Source organism: Pseudomonas sp. UW4 (genome assembly GCF_000316175.1).
In the GTDB taxonomy this organism is placed as follows: Bacteria; Pseudomonadota; Gammaproteobacteria; order Pseudomonadales; family Pseudomonadaceae; genus Aquipseudomonas; species Aquipseudomonas laurylsulfatiphila.
Genome location: NC_019670.1, coordinates 1,714,059 through 1,731,124, shown reverse-complemented (window position 1 = coordinate 1,731,124; position 17,066 = coordinate 1,714,059). Strand labels below are relative to the sequence as shown.

The window sequence follows — 17,066 nt, the reverse complement described above, 5'->3', positions numbered from 1 at the left end:
CCCATCCTCTGCTATCACACGATACTGTTGCGCCAACGCCTGCATGCGGATCCTGCCATGTTGCGGGACGGCACCGAATGGCGGTGACGAGCGGTATGGGGAAGACAGTTGCTCCCACAGGGATTCAGGTGTTCATACATCATGAGTACACCACCGAGCCTGTGGGAGCGGGCTTGCCCGCGATGAAGCCAGTACGGCCGCTGGAGATTTACAACCCCTCCAGCTCCGCCATCAGGTCATTCAAGCGATCCACCTTCTCCTCGGTGATCTCGCTGGCCGCCAATCCGTCGATGTAACCGGCCAACTCCTGCACCGTGCTGCACTCGAACATCGCCCGCAACGGCACGTCACGTTGCAGGGATTTCTGCACCCGTGAGGCGATCTGCGTGGCCAGCAACGAATGCCCGCCCAGTTCGAAGAAGTTGTCGCGAACGCCGACCTTCTCGACCTTCAACACTTCAGCCCAGATGTCCGCCAGGGTCTGCTCCAGGTCATTGCGCGGCGCCTGGTAATCCTGGCTCTGCATCTGGCCGATCTCCAGCGCCGGCAAGGCCTTGCGATCCAGTTTGCCATTGGCGTTCAGCGGCAGCTTGTCCAGCCACAGCCAGTGCAGCGGCACCATGTATTCCGGCAATTCGGCGCGCAGGCGTTGCTTGATCCGCTCCAATCCCTCGGCCGGACTCGACGCCACCTGCGCCGCGACCAGATAGCCCACCAGATGCTTGCCGTTCGCCCCTTCCTGCACACCCACCGCCGCATCGCGGACTTCCGGTTGTTCATGCAGGCGAGCCTCGATTTCACCCAGCTCGATGCGGTAACCACGAATCTTAACCTGATGGTCGATGCGCCCCACGTACTCCAGCACGCCGTCACTGCGACGGCGGGCCAGGTCGCCGGTGCGATACAGGCGCTCGCCGGGCGCGCCGAACGGGTTCGGCACAAACACCGGAGCCGTGCGCAGCGGGTCGCTGACATAACCGCGCCCGACCCCGGTGCCGGCGACACACAGTTCACCCACGGCACCCAGCGGCACCAGTTCCAGTGCGCCATCGAGCACATACAACAGGTTATTGTCGGTCGGCGTACCGATCGGCAAATAGCTGCCGCGGGTCGAGGCCAGGTCGACACGGAAGAACGCCACGTCGTCCGAGCACTCCGCCGGACCGTAGGCATTCACCAGGCCGATCTGCGGATAACGCAGCAACCATTGGTGCGCCAGTTCCGGCGGCATTGCCTCACCGGTCGGCAGCATCCAGCGCAGGCCGTCGAGGCTCATGCGCTCCTGGGCGAGCATGCCCTGGATCAGCGATGGCACGCTTTCCAGCACGGTGATGCCCTGGGCCGCAACATGCGCCAGCAAACCCTGCGGATCGTGGGCGATGGTGTTCGGCACGATGTCCACCCGTGCGCCGAACAGCGGCGCGGCGAGGAACTGCCACACGGAAATGTCGAAGCTTTGCGAGGCGGTCTGGGCGATCACGTCGGCGTCGCTCAGGTCCAGATACGGCACTTTGCTCAGCTGGTTGTTGAGCATGCCGCGCTGCTCGACCATCACGCCTTTGGGCAAACCGGTGGAACCGGAGGTGTAGATCACATAGGCCAGGTTGTCCGCACTGCTGTAGATGCCGGGATTGTCCGCCGACAGCGCAAGGGCCTGGACCTCCTCCCAGACCAGCAGCCGTGGCCGGCTGGCGCAGCCGAACTCGTCAAGCAAGGCCTGCGCCTGTTCACGGCACGCTTGCGTGCACACCAGCAGTGGCGTTCGGCTCAGTTCGATGATCCGGCTCAGACGCTGGCTCGGCAGGCCCGGGTCCAGCGGCAGGTAACCCGCGCCGGCCTTGAAGCTGCCGATGATCATGCCCAGCAGATCGAGACTGCGTTCGGCCAGCAATGCCACCGGTTGATCGCGCCCGACGCCGGCGGCGATCAACGCATGACCGAGACGGTTACTGCGCTGGTTCAGTTCCAGATAACTGTACTGCCGATCAAGACAACTGGCGGCAATCCGCTGCGGGTGTCGGGCGACCTGAGTTTCAAACAATGAAACGTAGCTCTGCTGCAGTGGATATTCGTGTTCGCTCTGGTTGCAGCCATGGAGGAGGAAGTCCTGCTCCTCGGCCCCCAGCAACGGCAGGTCGGCCATGTCGCCATGGAAACCTTCCACCAACGCCAACAGCAAACGCTTGAACTCGCCAAGCATGCGCTCGACCGTGGCTTCATCGAAGTAGCGCTGGTCGTAGGACAGGTGCAAGCCCAGGTCATCCCCCGGATAGCACACGGCCGTCAACGGGAAGTTGGTGTGGGTCCGGCCCGAATCCGAGGTCGCGTTGAGGCTCTGCGCACGGTCCAGCACCGAGACTTCCACCGGGGCGTTTTCGAACACGAACAGGCTGTCGAACAGCGGTTGGCCCTTGGGCAGCTCGCTTTGCTCCTGGATGTTCACCAGCGGCAGGTATTCGTATTCACGCAGTTGCATGTTGCTGTCGAGCAGTCCGCTGAGCCACTGGCGCACGCTGCATCGCTGACCGTCCTCGGGCATCTTCACCCGCAGCGCGATGCTGTTGATGAACAGGCCGACGGTGCGTTGCATCTGCGGCATCTCCACCGGACGCCCGGCCACGGTGACGCCGAACAGCACGTCGCGATCACCGCTCAAGCGCCGCAGCACCAGCGCCCACGCCGCCTGGGCGAAGGTGTTGATGGTCAACTGATGGGCCTGGGCCAGTTCGCGCAATTGCGCACCGTCCCGGGCATCGAGCCGGGTGTAGCGGTCGCCGACGATCATGCCGCCACTGTCGCCGGCATGTTCACGCAGGAACGGCCGGTCGCTCGGGATCGGCGTGGTCCGCTCAAACCCCTGCAGGCTGGTTTTCCACCATTGCCGCGCTTCGTCCAGGCTCTGGCGTTGCAGCCAGCCAATGTAGTCGCGATAACGCGACACAGGCCCAAGCTGCGCTTCCCGGCCTTCGCCGAGGGCGCTGTAGATCTCGAAGAAATCGTTCATCAGCAGCGAACGGCACCAGGCATCGATGAGGATGTGGTGGTTGCTCATCATGAACCAATAGCGCGCCGCGTCCACACGGATCAGGCGCAAGTGGAACGGCGCCTGGTTGAGCAGATCGAACCCCGCCTCGCGTTCGGTCTTGAGCAAGGCTTGCAGCTTCGGCTCTTGCTCGGCTTGGGCGATATCACGCCAGTCGAGGTACTCGATCGGTGTGCTGCCCGGTTTGTGGATCACCTGCAGCATGTCCTCGCCGACGTTCCAGCAGAACGACGCGCGCAACGCTTCGTGGCGGGCGACTACGGCTTGCCAGGCCTGGGCGAAACGCTGCGGATCCAGTTCGCTGTTGATGCGGTAGCGGTCCTGCATGTAGTACAGGCCGGTGCCTGGCTCCAGCAAGGTGTGCAACAGCATGCCTTCCTGCATCGGGGTCAGCGGGTAGACGTCTTCGATAACGGCGGCCGGCACCGGCAACGCATCCAGTTGCGTCTGATTGAGCTGCGCCAGCGGGAAGTCCGACGGCGTCAGGCCGCCGGCGTCGTCGCGCAGGCAATGCTCGATTAGACTGCTCAGCTCACCGAGGTAGGCATCGGCCAACTCGCCGATGGTGGACGGATCGAAGCGTTCGGCGCTGAACGTCCAGCGCAATACCAGTTCACCGCCATACACCTGACTGTCGACGCTCAGCTCGTTGGGCAACGGTGCATGGGCATCGTGGGCCGCGCCGACGGCTTCATCCAGTGGATGGAACAGCGCGTCCGCGCCGAAGCTCTGGTCGAACTGGCCGAGGTAGTTGAAGGTAATCGGTGCCTGCGGCAACGTCGCCATGCTGCGGCGAATCGGCTCATCGGCGAGGTAACGCAGCACGCCATAACCCAGGCCCTTGTGCGGCACGGCACGCAGCTGTTCCTTGATCGCCTTGATCGAGGCCCCCTGCCCGGCGACTTCTTCGATGTTCGACGGCGTCAGGCGCAACGGATAGGCACTGGTGAACCAGCCCACGGTGCGGGTCAGGTCGATGTCGTCGAACAGCGCTTCGCGGCCGTGGCCTTCCAGCTGGATCAGCGCCGATGGCTGACCGCTCCAGCGGCACAAAACGCGGGCCAAAGCAGTCAACAGCAAGTCGTTGACCTGGGTGCGATAGGCACTTGGCGCCTGTTGCAGCAACTGCCGCGTACGCTCGCTGTCAAGACGCACGCTGACGGTTTGCGCATGACGGTTTTGCCGCCCGCCTTCAGGGTGATCGCAGGGTAAATCGGCACTTGGCCCGGCCAGTTGCGCCTGCCACCAGCCCAGCTCTTCGCGCAGGGACTCGCTGCCGGCGTAGGCTTGCAAGCGTGCAGCCCAGTCCTTGAAGGCGCTGGTTTTCGCCGGCAGTTTCACCGACTGACGTGCTTCCAGTTGGCGATACAGGGTTTGCAGGTCATCGAGCAGCACCCGCCACGACACACCGTCCACCACCAGGTGGTGAATGGCGATAAACAAGCGTTGCTGGCCTTCAGGGCCATCGACCAGCAACACGCGCAGTAAGGGTCCCTGTTCAAGGTCGAGACTGCGCTGGGCATCGGCGAACAAGGCCGCGCATTTATCCATGGACGAAACACGCACTTGCCACAACACCGGCGCATCGGAAATCGGCTGGTGCAAGGCCTGCCACTGGCCGGCATCCTTGCCAAAGCGCAGGCGCAAGGCGTCGTGCTGTTCGATCACCGCCAGCAACGCTTGCTCCAGGCGATGAGATTCCAGCACCACCGTCGGTTGCAACAACAGCGCCTGGTTCCAGTGTTGGCGTTGCGCGATGTCGGTGTCGAAGAACCAGTGCTGGATCGGTGTCAGGCGCGACTCGCCCAAGATCAAGCCCTGCTCGGCGCTGATCTGCTCGCTGCGGGTGGCCACGGCGGCGAGGGTCTGCACGGTCTGGTGCTGGAACAGATCGCGAGGGGTGAAGTGAATGCCCTGCTGCCGCGCCCGGCTGACCACCTGGATCGACAGGATCGAGTCACCGCCCAGTTCGAAGAAATTGTCGTTGAGACCGACCTGCTCGACGTTCAGCACGTCGCACCAGATCTGCGCCAGCGTGACTTCGAGCTCGTTGCTTGGCGCCACATAATCTTGGCGATTCAGCTCCGGGTCCGGTGCCGGGAGCGCACGGCGGTCGAGTTTACCGTTGCCGGTCAACGGCATGCTCGCCAGCAGGATCAGGTGCGTGGGCACCATGTAATCCGGCAGTTGCGATTTCAGATGCGCCTTGAGGGCCTCGCGCAACATCGATTGCTGCGCTTCGTCCTGTTCGGCGACATCCGTCACCAGGTAGCCGACCAGTTGCTTGCCGCTCGGTGCGTCAAGCGCCAGCACGACCGCCTCACGGACTGAATCATGGTCCAGCAGGCGGGTTTCGATTTCACCGAGCTCGATGCGGAATCCGCGAATCTTCACTTGATGGTCGATGCGTCCAAGGTATTCCACCAGGCCATCGGCACCCTGGCGCACCAGGTCACCGGTGCGGTAGATACGCCCGCCATCGGCGGCAAACGGATCGGCCACAAAGCGCTCCGCCGTCATGCCCGGGCGCTGGTGATAACCCTGGGCCAGACCCGCGCCACCGACATACAACTCGCCCGTCGCGCCTTGCGGCACCAACGCCAGGTCGGCGTCGAGAATGTAGGCCACGCGGTCGCCGATCACACTGCCGATCGGCACGCTGCCGGCGCCCTCTTCCAGCACTTCGGGAGCAAGGCTGGCCAGCGGCATGACCACGGTCTCGGTCGGGCCGTAGGCGTTGAAGAACCGGCTCGGCTTGAACGCTGCACGAATACGCGCCAGGTGCTCACCGGTCAGCGCCTCGCCGCCGGTGATGATCATGCGCACCGGCAGGGTCTGGTCCTGGGTCGCCAGCCATTGCGCCAACTGGCTGCCGTAGCTGGGCGTGAAACCGAGTACGTTGATCTGATGACGACGGATCAGGCCGCAGATTTCTTCCGCGTCCCATTGCCCTTGCGCGCGCAACACCACGTGCGCGCCGCTGAGCAGCGGCACCAGCAAACGCTCGGTGGCGGCGTCGAAGTTGATCGAATAGAAGTGCAGCTCACAGTCGTCGGGGCGCATGCCGAAACGCTCGATCACCGCGCGGCAATGCATGGCGATTTCACCGTGGGACACCACCACGCCTTTCGGTTTGCCGGTCGAGCCCGAGGTGTAGATCAGGTAGGCGTGATGCTGCGCCAGACTGATCGGCGGCAGCTCGGTGGCCGGGAAATGGGCCAGCGCAGCGGCGTCTTCTTCAAGACACCAGCGGCCGACGGTCGCCGGCAACTCGCCCAGGGCCTTGAACATCGCCGCATCGCTGAGCAGCAAACCGATGCCGCTGTCTTCGATCATGTAGTGCAAGCGGTCCAGCGGGTATTCCGGATCCAGCGGCACATAGGCACCGCCTGCCTTGAGGATCGCCAACAGGCCGACCACCATTTCCAGCGAGCGCTCAAGTGCCAGCCCCACACGAACCTGGGGGCCGACACCACGCTCGCGCAGCATCCAGGCCAGGCGGTTGGCGCGGCTATCGAGTTCGGCGTAGCTCAGGGTCTGCCCGGCGAAGGTCAGGGCCGGCGCGTCCTGGCGCACCAGGGCTTGCTCGGCGAACAGGTGATGGATGCACTGATCCAGCCGATGTTCGCCCGCCTCGACACCGAGGCTGTCGAGCAGTAGCTGTTGCTCGCCGGACGCCAGCAGCGGCAGTTCGCTCAAGCGTTGTTGCGAATCGGCAATCAGCGCCTCCAGCAGGTTGCGCCAATGCCCGGCCATGCGGGCGATGCGCGGTTCGTCGAACAGATCGGTGCTGTAGGTCAGGCAGCAGCCCAGTCGATGATCGAGGTCGGTGACTTCCAGGTTGAGGTCGAACTTGGTCGCGCGGGCATCGTTGGCCAGGTACTCGACCGTCATGCCGGCCAGGGTGCGGCTTTGCTGGAACTCCCAGCGCTGCACGTTGCACATCACCTGGAACAACGGGTTGTAGGCTGCACTGCGCGGCGGTTGCAAGGCCTCCACCAGATGATCGAACGGCAGGTCCTGATGGGACTGGCCTTCGATTACCGTGTGGCGCACCTGCTCGAACAGCTCGCCGACAGACATCTGTCCGTCGAGCTGGCAGCGCAGCACCTGGGTGTTGAGGAATGCGCCGATCAGCCCCTCGCTTTCCGGACGAATGCGGTTGGCCACAGGCGCGCCGATGCGCAGATCGGTCTGGCCGCTATAGCGGTACAGCAGGGTCGCCAGTGCGGCGGTCATGGTCATGAACAGGGTCAGGCCGTGCTGTGCATTGAAGGCACGGACCCGTGCCGCGAGCTCGTCGCTCAGGTCAAAGCGATACAGCTCACCCTGATGGCTTTGTACCGGCGGACGCGGACGGTCAGCCGGCAACTCCAGCAGCGGATGCTCATGGCCCAGTTGCGTGGTCCAGTAATCGAGCTGACGCTGACGTTCGCCCGACTCCAGCCACTGACGCTGCCACATGCTGTAATCCAGGTACTGCACCGGCAACGGCGCGAGCGGCGACTCACGGTCGTCGACAAATGCTTCGTACAGCGCACTGAGTTCCCGGGCAAAGATGTCCATCGCCCAGCCTTCGGTGACGATGTGGTGCAAGGTCAGAACGAAGTAGTGTTCCTGCTCGCCGGTCCTGACCAGGCATGCACGCAACAGCGGTCCGGTCTCCAGATCGAACGGCAGGTGCGCTTCGTCGTCGGCCAGTTGCTGGACCTGCCACTCGCGGCCCTCGGCATCCAGCGCGGAGAAATCCTTCCACGCCATGCGCACGCCGGTCTCCATGTGCACCTGTTGGCGAGCGACGCCGTCAACGCTCGGGAACGTCGTGCGCAGGGTTTCATGGCGCATGATCAAGGCTTGCAGCGCCGCTTCGAAACGCGCGACATCCAGCACGCCGCGCAGCCGCGCCATGCCGCCGACGTTGTAGGCCGGGCTGTCCGGTTCCATCTGCCAGAGGAACCACATGCGCTGCTGGGAATAGGACAGCGGCACCGCCTGACGACGGTCGACTGTTTCAATCGGCGGCTGTTTGTTGGTGCTGCCGCTGGCCTGGATCAAGCGGACCTGTTCGGCAAATGCACCCAGTTCGCTGTGTTCGAACAGCGTCCGCAGCGGCAACTCGACGTCACAGGCCTGGCGGGTGCGGGAGATGATTTGCGTGGCCAGCAGCGAGTGGCCGCCGAGGGCAAAGAAATCATCGCGCAGGCCGACGGGCGTCAGGCCCAGCACTTCGCGCCAGATGCCGGCGATCTGTTGCTCCAGTTCGGTCACGGGCTCGACGTGTTCGCGAACCTGCCACTGCGGTTCCGGCAAGGCGCGACGGTCGAGTTTGCCGCTCGGGCCGAGGGGCATTTGGTCCAGCCGCATCAGCTGAGCCGGGACCATGTATTCCGGCAGCTGCGCCGTCAGCGCCGCTTTCAGGCGAGTCGTTTGCGCATCGACGGACTCAGCAGTGTCGGTGGTGGTGAAGTAACCGACCAGTTGTCCACCCGCCGCCGTTTCGCGCACCAGCACCACCGCTTGGGCGACACCCTCCTGCGCCAGCAGACGGGCTTCGATTTCCTGTGGCTCGACGCGGAAACCGCGCAGCTTGACCTGCTGATCGAGGCGACCGAGATACTCGATCACGCCATCGCCAGCCCAGCGTGCACGATCACCGGTGCGGTACAGACGCGCGCCGTGCTCGCCCAATGGATCGACGACAAAGCGTTCCGCCGTCAGGCCCGGACGGCCCAGATAGCCACGCGCCAGGCCGCTGCCACTGATGCACAACTCACCCGGTACACCGGCCGGAACCGGATTGAGCTCGCTGTCGAGCACGCGGCAGATCACATTGCCCAGTGGCCGGCCAATCGGCGAACGTTCGCCATCGGCGCTGGAACACTGCCAATGGGTGACGTTGATTGCGGTTTCGGTCGGACCGTAGCGGTTGTGCAACTGTACGGCCGGCAGTTGCGCCAGCACGCGGTTGCGCAACTCCGCTGGCAAGGCTTCGCCACCGGAGAATACGCGGCGCAGGCTCGTACATTGCACGCTGAGCGGTTCGTCGATGAACAACGAAAGCAGCGGCGGTACGAAGTGCAGCGTGGTCACGCCGTACGCTTGCACAAGCTGCGCGATGCGCTGGGGATCACGGTGTTCGCCGGGGCCGGCAAGCAACAGGCGACTGCCGGTGATCAGCGGCCAGAAGCACTCCCACACCGACACGTCGAAACTGATCGGCGCCTTTTGCATCAGCACGTCGGTTTCGTTCAACTGATAGGTTTGCTGCATCCATTGCAGGCGCTCGGCCAGCGCCGCGTGGGTGTTGCCGACGCCTTTTGGTTGACCGGTCGATCCCGAGGTGTAAATCACATAGGCGAGGTTGTCGCCCTGCAGATGCAGGCCCGGCGCCTGGCTTGGCCAGCTGTCCAGGTGCAAGGTATCCATGGCGATCACACTGACGCCCTGGCTGGCCGGCAAGCGATCGAGCAAGCAGGTTTGCGTCAGCAGCAGTTCGACACCGCTGTCGCTGAGCATGTAGGACAGGCGCTCGGCCGGGTAGTCCGGATCCAGCGGTACATAAGCACCACCGGCCTTGATGATCGCCAGCAGGCCAATCAGCAGTTGCGGCGAACGCTCGCAGGCAATGGCCACGCAGACGTCCGGGCCGACGCCCTTGTCGCGCAGGTAATGGGCCAGGCGGTTGGCCTGGGTATGCAGTCCGGCGAAGTCCAACTGACCGCCGTCCCACAGCAACGCCGTGCGCTGCGGGGTCCGCCGGGCTTGTTCGTCAAGCCGTTCCGGCAGCCATTGACTGGCCTGTGTGCAGGGTGCAACGGACCAGTTTGCTTGCTGGTTGTGCTCAGGTTCAGTGAGCAGTTGCAGATCGCCGAGGGCCGTTTGCGGACGCTCGCAGACTTCACGCAACAGGTTGGCGTAATGCCCGGACAGGCGCTCGATGGTCGCCGCATCGAACAACTCGCTGGCATAGTCGAAGGACAGACTCAAGCGCCCGTTGCGATCTTCTTCACTGTGCAATTGCAGGTCGAACTTGGCTTGCCGGCTGTGCCACGGCAGCTCTTCGGCCAGCAACCCCGGCAGGCGTTTCAAGGCACTGAGGTCGCGCTGCTGGTGGTTGAACATGACCTGGAACAAACCCTGTTCACGGGCCTGCGGAAAAGCTTCAAGCAACTGCTCGAACGGCAAGTCCTGATGCGCTTGCGCACCCAGCGCTGCCTGACGGGTTTGCCCAAGCAGCTCAGTGAACGGCAGCCGTGAATCCACCTCGGCGCGCAGCACCTGGGTGTTGATGAAAAAGCCGATCAGGCCCTGGGTTTCCAGGCGCGGACGGTTGGCGTTCGGTACGCCGATGCGGATGTCACGCTGACCGCTGTAGCGATGCAACAAGGCCTGGAACGCGGCGAGCAGCAGCATGAAGGAGGTCGATTCGTGGGCCTGGGCGGTCTGGCGAATCGCATCACTGAGGGCCGCACCCAGACGCAGGGTATGGCGGGCGGCGCTGTGCAGTTGTTGTGCGCAGCGCGGATGATCGGTGGCCAGGCTCAGGGTCGGATGCTCATCGCCCAAACGGGCTTTCCAGTAGGCCAGTTGCCGCTCGCCCTCCCCTTGCGCCAGCCATTGGCGCTGCCAGCTGGCGTAATCGGCGTACTGCGTCGGCAATGGCGCCAGGAGCGCTTGCTGGCCTTGGGAGGCCGCCGCATACAGGCGCGAGAACTCGTCGATCAGCACATTCAGCGACCAGCCGTCCGCGATGATGTGATGCATCGTCACCAACAACTGATGGTCTTCGTCGTCGAGGCGCACCAGCGTCACCCACAACAGCGGGCCTTTCTCTAGGTCGAACCGGGTCCGCGCTTCATCCTCGCGGATCTGCAGCGCGCGGGCTTCACGTTCGGCGGCCGGCAAGTCGCTGATGTCGATCATTTGCAGGTTGAACTCAGCACCCGCAGTGACCTGCTGCAGAGCCACGCCATCACGCTCGAAGAACCGCGTGCGCAGGGATTCGTGGCGCTCGATCAACTGCTGGAAACTGGCGCGCAATGCGTTCTCGTCCAGCTCGCCACGCAGGCGCAAGGCACCCGGAATGTTGTAGGCGCTGCTGTGGGGGTCGAGTTGCCAGGTGATCCACAAACGGTTTTGTGCCAGCGATTGCGGCATCGGTTGCTGGCGCGACAGCGCCGTGATCGCGCCCTGGGCCAGGCCACCGTCCTGTTGCTGACGGGCCACGGCATCGGCGAAGGCGCCGAGGGTCGGGGCTTCGAACAGCAGGCGCAGGTTCAACTCCAGCCCCAGCGCTTCACGCAGACGCGCCACCACTTGCGTCGCTGCAATGGAGTTGCCGCCGAGCAGGAAGAAATGATCGTCGGCGCCCACCTGCCCGACCTGCAATTGCTCGCACCAGATACGGCCGATCAGGCTTTGCAGCTCAGAGCCCGACTCGACCTGGCTTGCATTTTCGGTGCTGGCCGACGGGAACAGCGCGTAGCTGTCGAGGCTGCCGTCCGCCAGTCGACTGCGGCACGCCGAGCGTTGCAATTTGCCGCTGGACGTCTTGGGCAGCGCACCCGGATTGAGCAGCACCACCACGCTCGGTGCTTCCTGATACGCCTCGGCGACGGCCTGGCGAATGGCTTTGATCAGGGCCTCGGGCGGCAGGATTTTCTGCACGCTGCGGCTGATTTCGGCGGCGATGCCGATGCCCTCCTGACCATCGACCGTGACGGCAAAGGCGGCAACACGGCCCTTGCGCACCACTTCCACTTCGCGCTCGACGGTCTGTTCGATGTCCTGCGGGTACAGGTTGTGCCCGCGCACGATCAGCATGTCCTTCAGACGGCCGGTGATGAACAGCTCGCCGTTGCGCATGAAACCCAGGTCACCGGTTCGCAACCAGGTCTGGCCGGCGTGCCGGACGAACGTTTTGGCTGACGCCTCGGGGTTGCGCCAATAACCGAGGGCGATGCTCGGCCCGCTGGCCCAGACTTCGCCGACGGCGTTGTCGGCCTGTTCGCTGAGCGAGACCGGGTCGACGATCAGCACGGCGTGAGCCGGCTGGCTGATGCCACAACTCATGATCGGGCTGCCCTCGCCCACTTCCACCCGGTTCTGCGCCAGAGCCTGATCGTCCACCCGCAGGTTGCCGATGCCTTCGCCGCGTGCTGTGCCGGCCACAAACAAGGTGGCTTCGGCCAGACCGTAAGAGGCCATGAAGCTGTCCGCAGTGAAACCGCAGGTCGCGAACTTCTCGGCGAAGCGTTCCAGGGTGTCGAGGCGAATCGGTTCGGAACCGGAATACGCCACGCGCCAGCCACTCAGGTCCAGCCGTTCCAGAGCCGATTCACTGACCCGCTCGCTGCACAGGCGATAGGCAAAATCCGGCCCGCCGCTGATGGTGCCGCCGTATTCGCTGATCGCTTCCAGCCAGCGCAACGGCCGGCCGAGGAAGTACGCCGGTGACATCAACACGCAAGGCACGCCGCTGAAAATCGGCTGCAGCAAGCCGCCGATCAGGCCCATGTCGTGGTACAGCGGCAGCCAGCTGACGATCACGTCGTCGGGGTTGAGGTCGATGCCGAAGCCGTGACGAATCAGCAATTCGTTGGCCACCAGATTGCAGTGGCTGACTTGCACGCCCTTGGGCAGTGCGGTGGAGCCGGAGGTGTATTGCAGGAAGGCGATGTGATCGTCCTGCAAATCCGCCGCGACCCAGCGTTCGGCCAGTGCACCGTCGAGGGTGTCGACACACAGCAACGGCGGCGCCCCTTCGATTTGCTGCAATGCATCGCGCAGCCCGGCGCTGGTCAGCAGCAGGCGCGGTTGAGCATCGCTGATGATCGACAGCAGGCGCTCCTGGTGATGACGGCGCGTCGATTCCGGCGGGTAGGCCGGGACCGCGATCACCCCGGCGTACAGGCAACCGAAAAACGCCGCGACGTAATCCGGGCCGCTGGGGAACAACAACACGGCGCGGTCGCCAACATCCACTTGAGCCTGCAAGGCGCCGGCAATCGTTCGCGCCCGCTGATCCAGCTCGCGATAACTGAGCACCACAGCCTGTTCCGGGGTCTCGGCAAGAAAACGCAGGGCCACCCGATCCGGCGTCAGGGCCGCGCGGCGCTGAAGGGCTTGGACCATTGTGCTGGGGAGTTCGAACGCGTCGGTCATGAGGTTTCCTGCCTGATTTCGGCTTGGTAGGAGCGAGCCTGCTCGCGAAAATCCGGAGAACACCGCGGGGTGTCAGGCGCCCATCGTCATCGTTGACGACCATCGCGAGCGAGCTCGCTCCTACGGGGTGATGAGGGTTGCGCTGTGCAATTCACCAATGAGAACGGATGACGTCTGGAAATAATTAGTCGCCAGGCTGGAACGCAAAGCGGACTGAAGTGAGACAACGTGTCGCAGTTCGCACTCTGCACCTTTGGCGCGCAGTAATTCTTTTTCTCATTTGACAATCATTATCATTAAGCCTAATTTGTCGCTCGATTGTGCAGGACGGCCCCCCGGTTTATCCCCGTCCCACTAACCTTTTGGCAGCAAGGTGATTTCCATGATGGAACCAGTATCCACAAGCAGGTGCGATACACCGCTACTTCAGGCATTCGTCGATAATCGACTGATTCTGGTGAAGATTGCAGCCCGTATTACCGGTTGCCGCTCACGTGCCGAAGATGTTGTGCAGGACGCGTTCTTCCGGTTGCAATCGGCCCCGCCCATCACCAGTTCGATCAAGGCCCAGCTCAGCTACCTGTTCCAGATCGTGCGCAACCTGGCGATCGACCACTACCGCAAGCAGGCGCTGGAGCAGAAGTATTCCGGCCCTGAAGAGGAAGGGCTGAATGTGGTGATCCAGGGTGCGTCACCGGAAACTTCGCACATCAATTTCTCGACGCTGGAGCACATTGCCGATGCGTTGACCGAGTTGCCGAGCCGCACCCGCTACGCCTTCGAGATGTATCGCCTGCACGGCGTACCGCAGAAAGACATCGCCAAGGAACTCGGAGTCTCGCCGACCCTGGTGAACTTCATGATTCGCGATGCGCTGGTGCACTGCCGCAAGGTGTCGGGGAATCGTGGCGATATGGCTACTCGCCAATAAGATCCGAGATCTGCATCGCGCCCATCGCGAGCAAGCTCGCTCCCACAAGTTCAGCGCACACCCTGTGGGAGCGAGCTTGCTCGCGATAGTGGACTCAAGGTCAATACAGGGCTTGAGCCTTACCTCTCAAGCCAGTGCGCACCGATCGAAAAACCGCTCCCGCCCCAATACCATCAAGGCCGCGCGCTTGTGCGGGAAGTCGAACTCCTTATCGCAGTGAAAGCACTGGTTGTGCATGTACCCGATCATCTTCGCGTTATCGGCACGCGGCTCGGCCACCACGCGCTGCGTGCGCGGATCATCGAGAAACAGGTAATGCACCAGCGCCGATAACCAGCTCGCCACCTTGTGCGGACCGCGATGATTTTCCTCACCCACCAGCATATGAATGCCACGGTCGTAATCGCCGGCATCATAGAAGGGTGCGATGCGATCCTCCTTGGCCCAGTAGGCTTCGAAGTAAGCGAACGGCTGATCGTCGAAACACCCGATCAGCGTCAGGGTGTGAGGATCGGCCTCGAGTTTGCTCAGGTATTGGCGATGCTGTTCGAGGCTGCCCTCCTCCTGCCAGAAGCTGGCGACGCGCGGACTGTTCTGCCAACGGTTGAAACGCGCCAGGTCTTGCTCGATTTCCAGGGTACGCAGGGAAACCCAGGCGCCCAGCCGCGCATCGAATCGTCGATACACCTCACCCCGGGGTTTCACCGCTCGCAGCGGATGACGCTTGCCGCCGGTCATGACCATTTGCTGTGGGTAGCTGCCGGTCAGGGAACGCCCCAGCCATGGCTGCGGCAACTGCCAGAACAAGGTGCGCTCGCAGCAATACTGGCCATTGACGGAAGTCGGAATCAGCAAACCACTGAGCACAGCTTCGTGCGGCACGTCTTGCAGTTGCCAGACCTGGCGCTGACAGTCGGGGTTGCGGGCGAACAGCCAGTAACAGGCCGCCCATATCGCTTGCCCTTCGGGGTGACTGAAGTGCTCCAGCAATTGCACGTGCAACTCGGGGCCACGATTGAGCCGCAGGGTGAGCAATGGCTGCCCTTCCAGGCTGAGGCTCAGGTGGCCTTGCGTTTCATCAGCGGCAAGACGACTGCCGGTCGGCAGGCACAGGGCAGTCAGGTCATTCAGATTGGACATGGGGGCGGGCTCACGATAATCGTCGACAGTTCAACGAGGTGACGTCAGCCACGGCGGGAAATTTAGGAAAAGAACGTCAATTGACGACTTGAGGTGGCGGTTCTTTGTGCGGGACCGGCACCACCGCAATCTTGTACGGATCGAAAATCTTCAGCATCTGGCCACCGTCCCGCAAGCCTTGCAACAATTTGCCGAAGACCTCGCCGCTGATGGGGGCCGCCGGGCGCAGGATGGCGTAATGGTGATAGACCTGATCGATACGATCGGACGCCAACAACTTCTCGGCGACTTTCGGATTGCGCAAAAAATAGTCGTTCAGGTAAGAGCGCGTGACCAGGGCGATGTCGGCGCGATCGCGTAACACCATCAGCAGATTGCTGTCATGGGAATAGGTCAGCGTGGCGTTGTAGTTTTTTTGCAGGTACTGGGGCTCGGCATTGAAGTTGGCGAACTCGTAGTGATAACCGCTGAAGAGTGCCAGGCGCTTGCCGCTCAGGTCGGCAAAATAGCTTTGCTGCCGATCAGGCAGGCGTTGCGCGACAAAAATCTCGGCGTCTTCCAGCCCCATGTCGACGGCGGTATGGGGAATGTCTTCCCAACCCCAGGCCGGATTTTCGAAGATGGCCATGTCGACCCGGCCCTGCTTCAAGTCACCGAAACGCCGTGGAATGGACGTGGGCACCAGGACAAACTGATAGTCACTTTGCGCAGCGTTCAGGGCCTCGACCAGCTGCGGCAGCAACCCGGTATCGGCCCCGGATTCCGGGCGCACGGTGTAGGGCGGAAAATGCGCGGCACCAATGCGCACCAGTTGCGCAGCCTGGGATGGCAGCATCGTTAACGCCGCAAGCGTCGCGAGCAAAAGCTGCGAAGCTGTCCGAATTGGCGCCCCCCTCAAAACAAGCTCACTCCCCAATAAAACGGCATCAATGACTTCAAGCTAGGCGTTTTCGTCAAGTTAGCCAGTTTAATGCTGGCCCACACAAGTTTATTACCGGTCTTCCAGCACAAGAATCAACGCTTCATCGGCCAACTGATCAAGACTCATGCTACCGTCGGCACGAAACCAGGTGGTGGTCCAGGACAATGCGCCGGTCAGGAAGCGGCGGGTAATGAACACATCGCCGCGGATAAACCCGGCGGTCTTGGCTTCGCCCAGTACTTGCAGCCAGATGTCTTCGTAGATTTCGCGCAGCGCCAGGACCTTGGCCTGGCCTTCTTCGGACAGCGAGCGCCATTCGTAGACCAGCACGGCCATGGCCTCGCCGCTGCCACCCATGATCGACTGCAATTCACAGCGGATCAGCGCCAGCACCCGTTCGCGCACATTGCCGGCCTCGGCGATGGCCGCACGCATCAACGCGGTGTTGTAGCGGATGGTTTCCTCCATCACGGCGCGCAGGATTTCGTCCTTGCTTTTGAAGTGGTGGAAAATACTCCCGGACTGAATGCCCACGGCGCCGGCCAGATCGCGCACGGTCGTGCGCTCATAGCCTTTATTGCGGAACAGGTGGGCTGCCACTTGCAGCAGCTTGCCACGGGCGCTGTCCGGGTCGGTCAATTGGCCGTCGTCCACCAATTCACGCATGACCCTCAGGGCTTTTTGCTCGTCCACCCGTTCTCTCCTACAGTCGATCAATCAGTAACGCCGATCCCCCCGAAAACAGCGGGGTTGCGCGGGCAATTTAAGCTCATGGATGCAACCAAGCAAGCGCTTGGCAGAAGATAACCCAGTCATTTACAAACCAAGCGCTTGCTTGGTAATGTCGACACACTTGGGTTGGAGGT

At 62.8% G+C, this 17,066-nt stretch carries 5 protein-coding genes and 1 pseudogene; 1 reads left to right on the top strand and 5 read right to left on the bottom strand.

The window, feature by feature from the left end:
• Window positions 1-208: 208 nt before the first annotated feature.
• Both PPUTUW4_RS07575 and PPUTUW4_RS30130 read right to left on the bottom strand, forming a co-directional pair.
• Window positions 209-13,207: a non-ribosomal peptide synthetase gene (locus PPUTUW4_RS07575; protein ID WP_015094081.1), complete on the bottom strand. Its 12,999-nt coding sequence runs from the start codon at window positions 13,205-13,207 to the stop codon at window positions 209-211.
• A 25-nt stretch (window positions 13,208-13,232) separates the two neighbouring features.
• Window positions 13,233-13,358 (bottom strand): annotated as a pseudogene (locus PPUTUW4_RS30130) (outer membrane lipoprotein carrier protein LolA); the annotation flags it as partial.
• A 231-nt stretch (window positions 13,359-13,589) separates the two neighbouring features.
• Here PPUTUW4_RS30130 and PPUTUW4_RS07570 point away from each other — a divergent pair.
• Window positions 13,590-14,138, top strand: a complete 549-nt coding sequence (locus PPUTUW4_RS07570; RefSeq protein ID WP_015094080.1) for an RNA polymerase factor sigma-70 — start codon at window positions 13,590-13,592, stop codon at window positions 14,136-14,138.
• 126 nt (window positions 14,139-14,264) lie between these two features.
• Here the strand turns inward: PPUTUW4_RS07570 and PPUTUW4_RS07565 are convergent, their stop codons facing one another.
• The 3 genes from PPUTUW4_RS07565 to PPUTUW4_RS07555 form a co-directional block, all read right to left on the bottom strand.
• On the bottom strand, window positions 14,265-15,278 hold the full coding sequence (locus PPUTUW4_RS07565) for a GNAT family N-acetyltransferase (protein ID WP_015094079.1): 1,014 nt from the start codon (window positions 15,276-15,278) through the stop codon (window positions 14,265-14,267).
• A 76-nt stretch (window positions 15,279-15,354) separates the two neighbouring features.
• Window positions 15,355-16,113 carry an amino acid ABC transporter substrate-binding protein gene (locus PPUTUW4_RS07560; protein WP_049810786.1) on the bottom strand — a complete coding sequence of 253 codons (759 nt, stop codon included), beginning with the start codon at window positions 16,111-16,113 and terminating at the stop codon, window positions 15,355-15,357.
• A gap of 156 nt (window positions 16,114-16,269) precedes the next feature.
• Window positions 16,270-16,893: a TetR/AcrR family transcriptional regulator gene (locus PPUTUW4_RS07555; protein WP_015094077.1), complete on the bottom strand. Its 624-nt coding sequence runs from the start codon at window positions 16,891-16,893 to the stop codon at window positions 16,270-16,272.
• Window positions 16,894-17,066 lie beyond the last annotated feature (173 nt).

Bases quoted from the DNA above. Each gene is read 5' to 3' on its own strand.
- PPUTUW4_RS07565 (WP_015094079.1), bottom strand. From the start codon at position 15,278: ATGTCCAATCTGAATGACCTGACTGCCCTGTGCCTGCCGACCGGCAGT.
- PPUTUW4_RS07570 (WP_015094080.1), top strand. From the start codon at position 13,590: ATGATGGAACCAGTATCCACAAGCAGGTGCGATACACCGCTACTTCAG.
- PPUTUW4_RS07560 (WP_049810786.1), bottom strand. From the start codon at position 16,113: ATGCTGCCATCCCAGGCTGCGCAACTGGTGCGCATTGGTGCCGCGCAT.
- PPUTUW4_RS07575 (WP_015094081.1), bottom strand. From the start codon at position 13,207: ATGACCGACGCGTTCGAACTCCCCAGCACAATGGTCCAAGCCCTTCAG.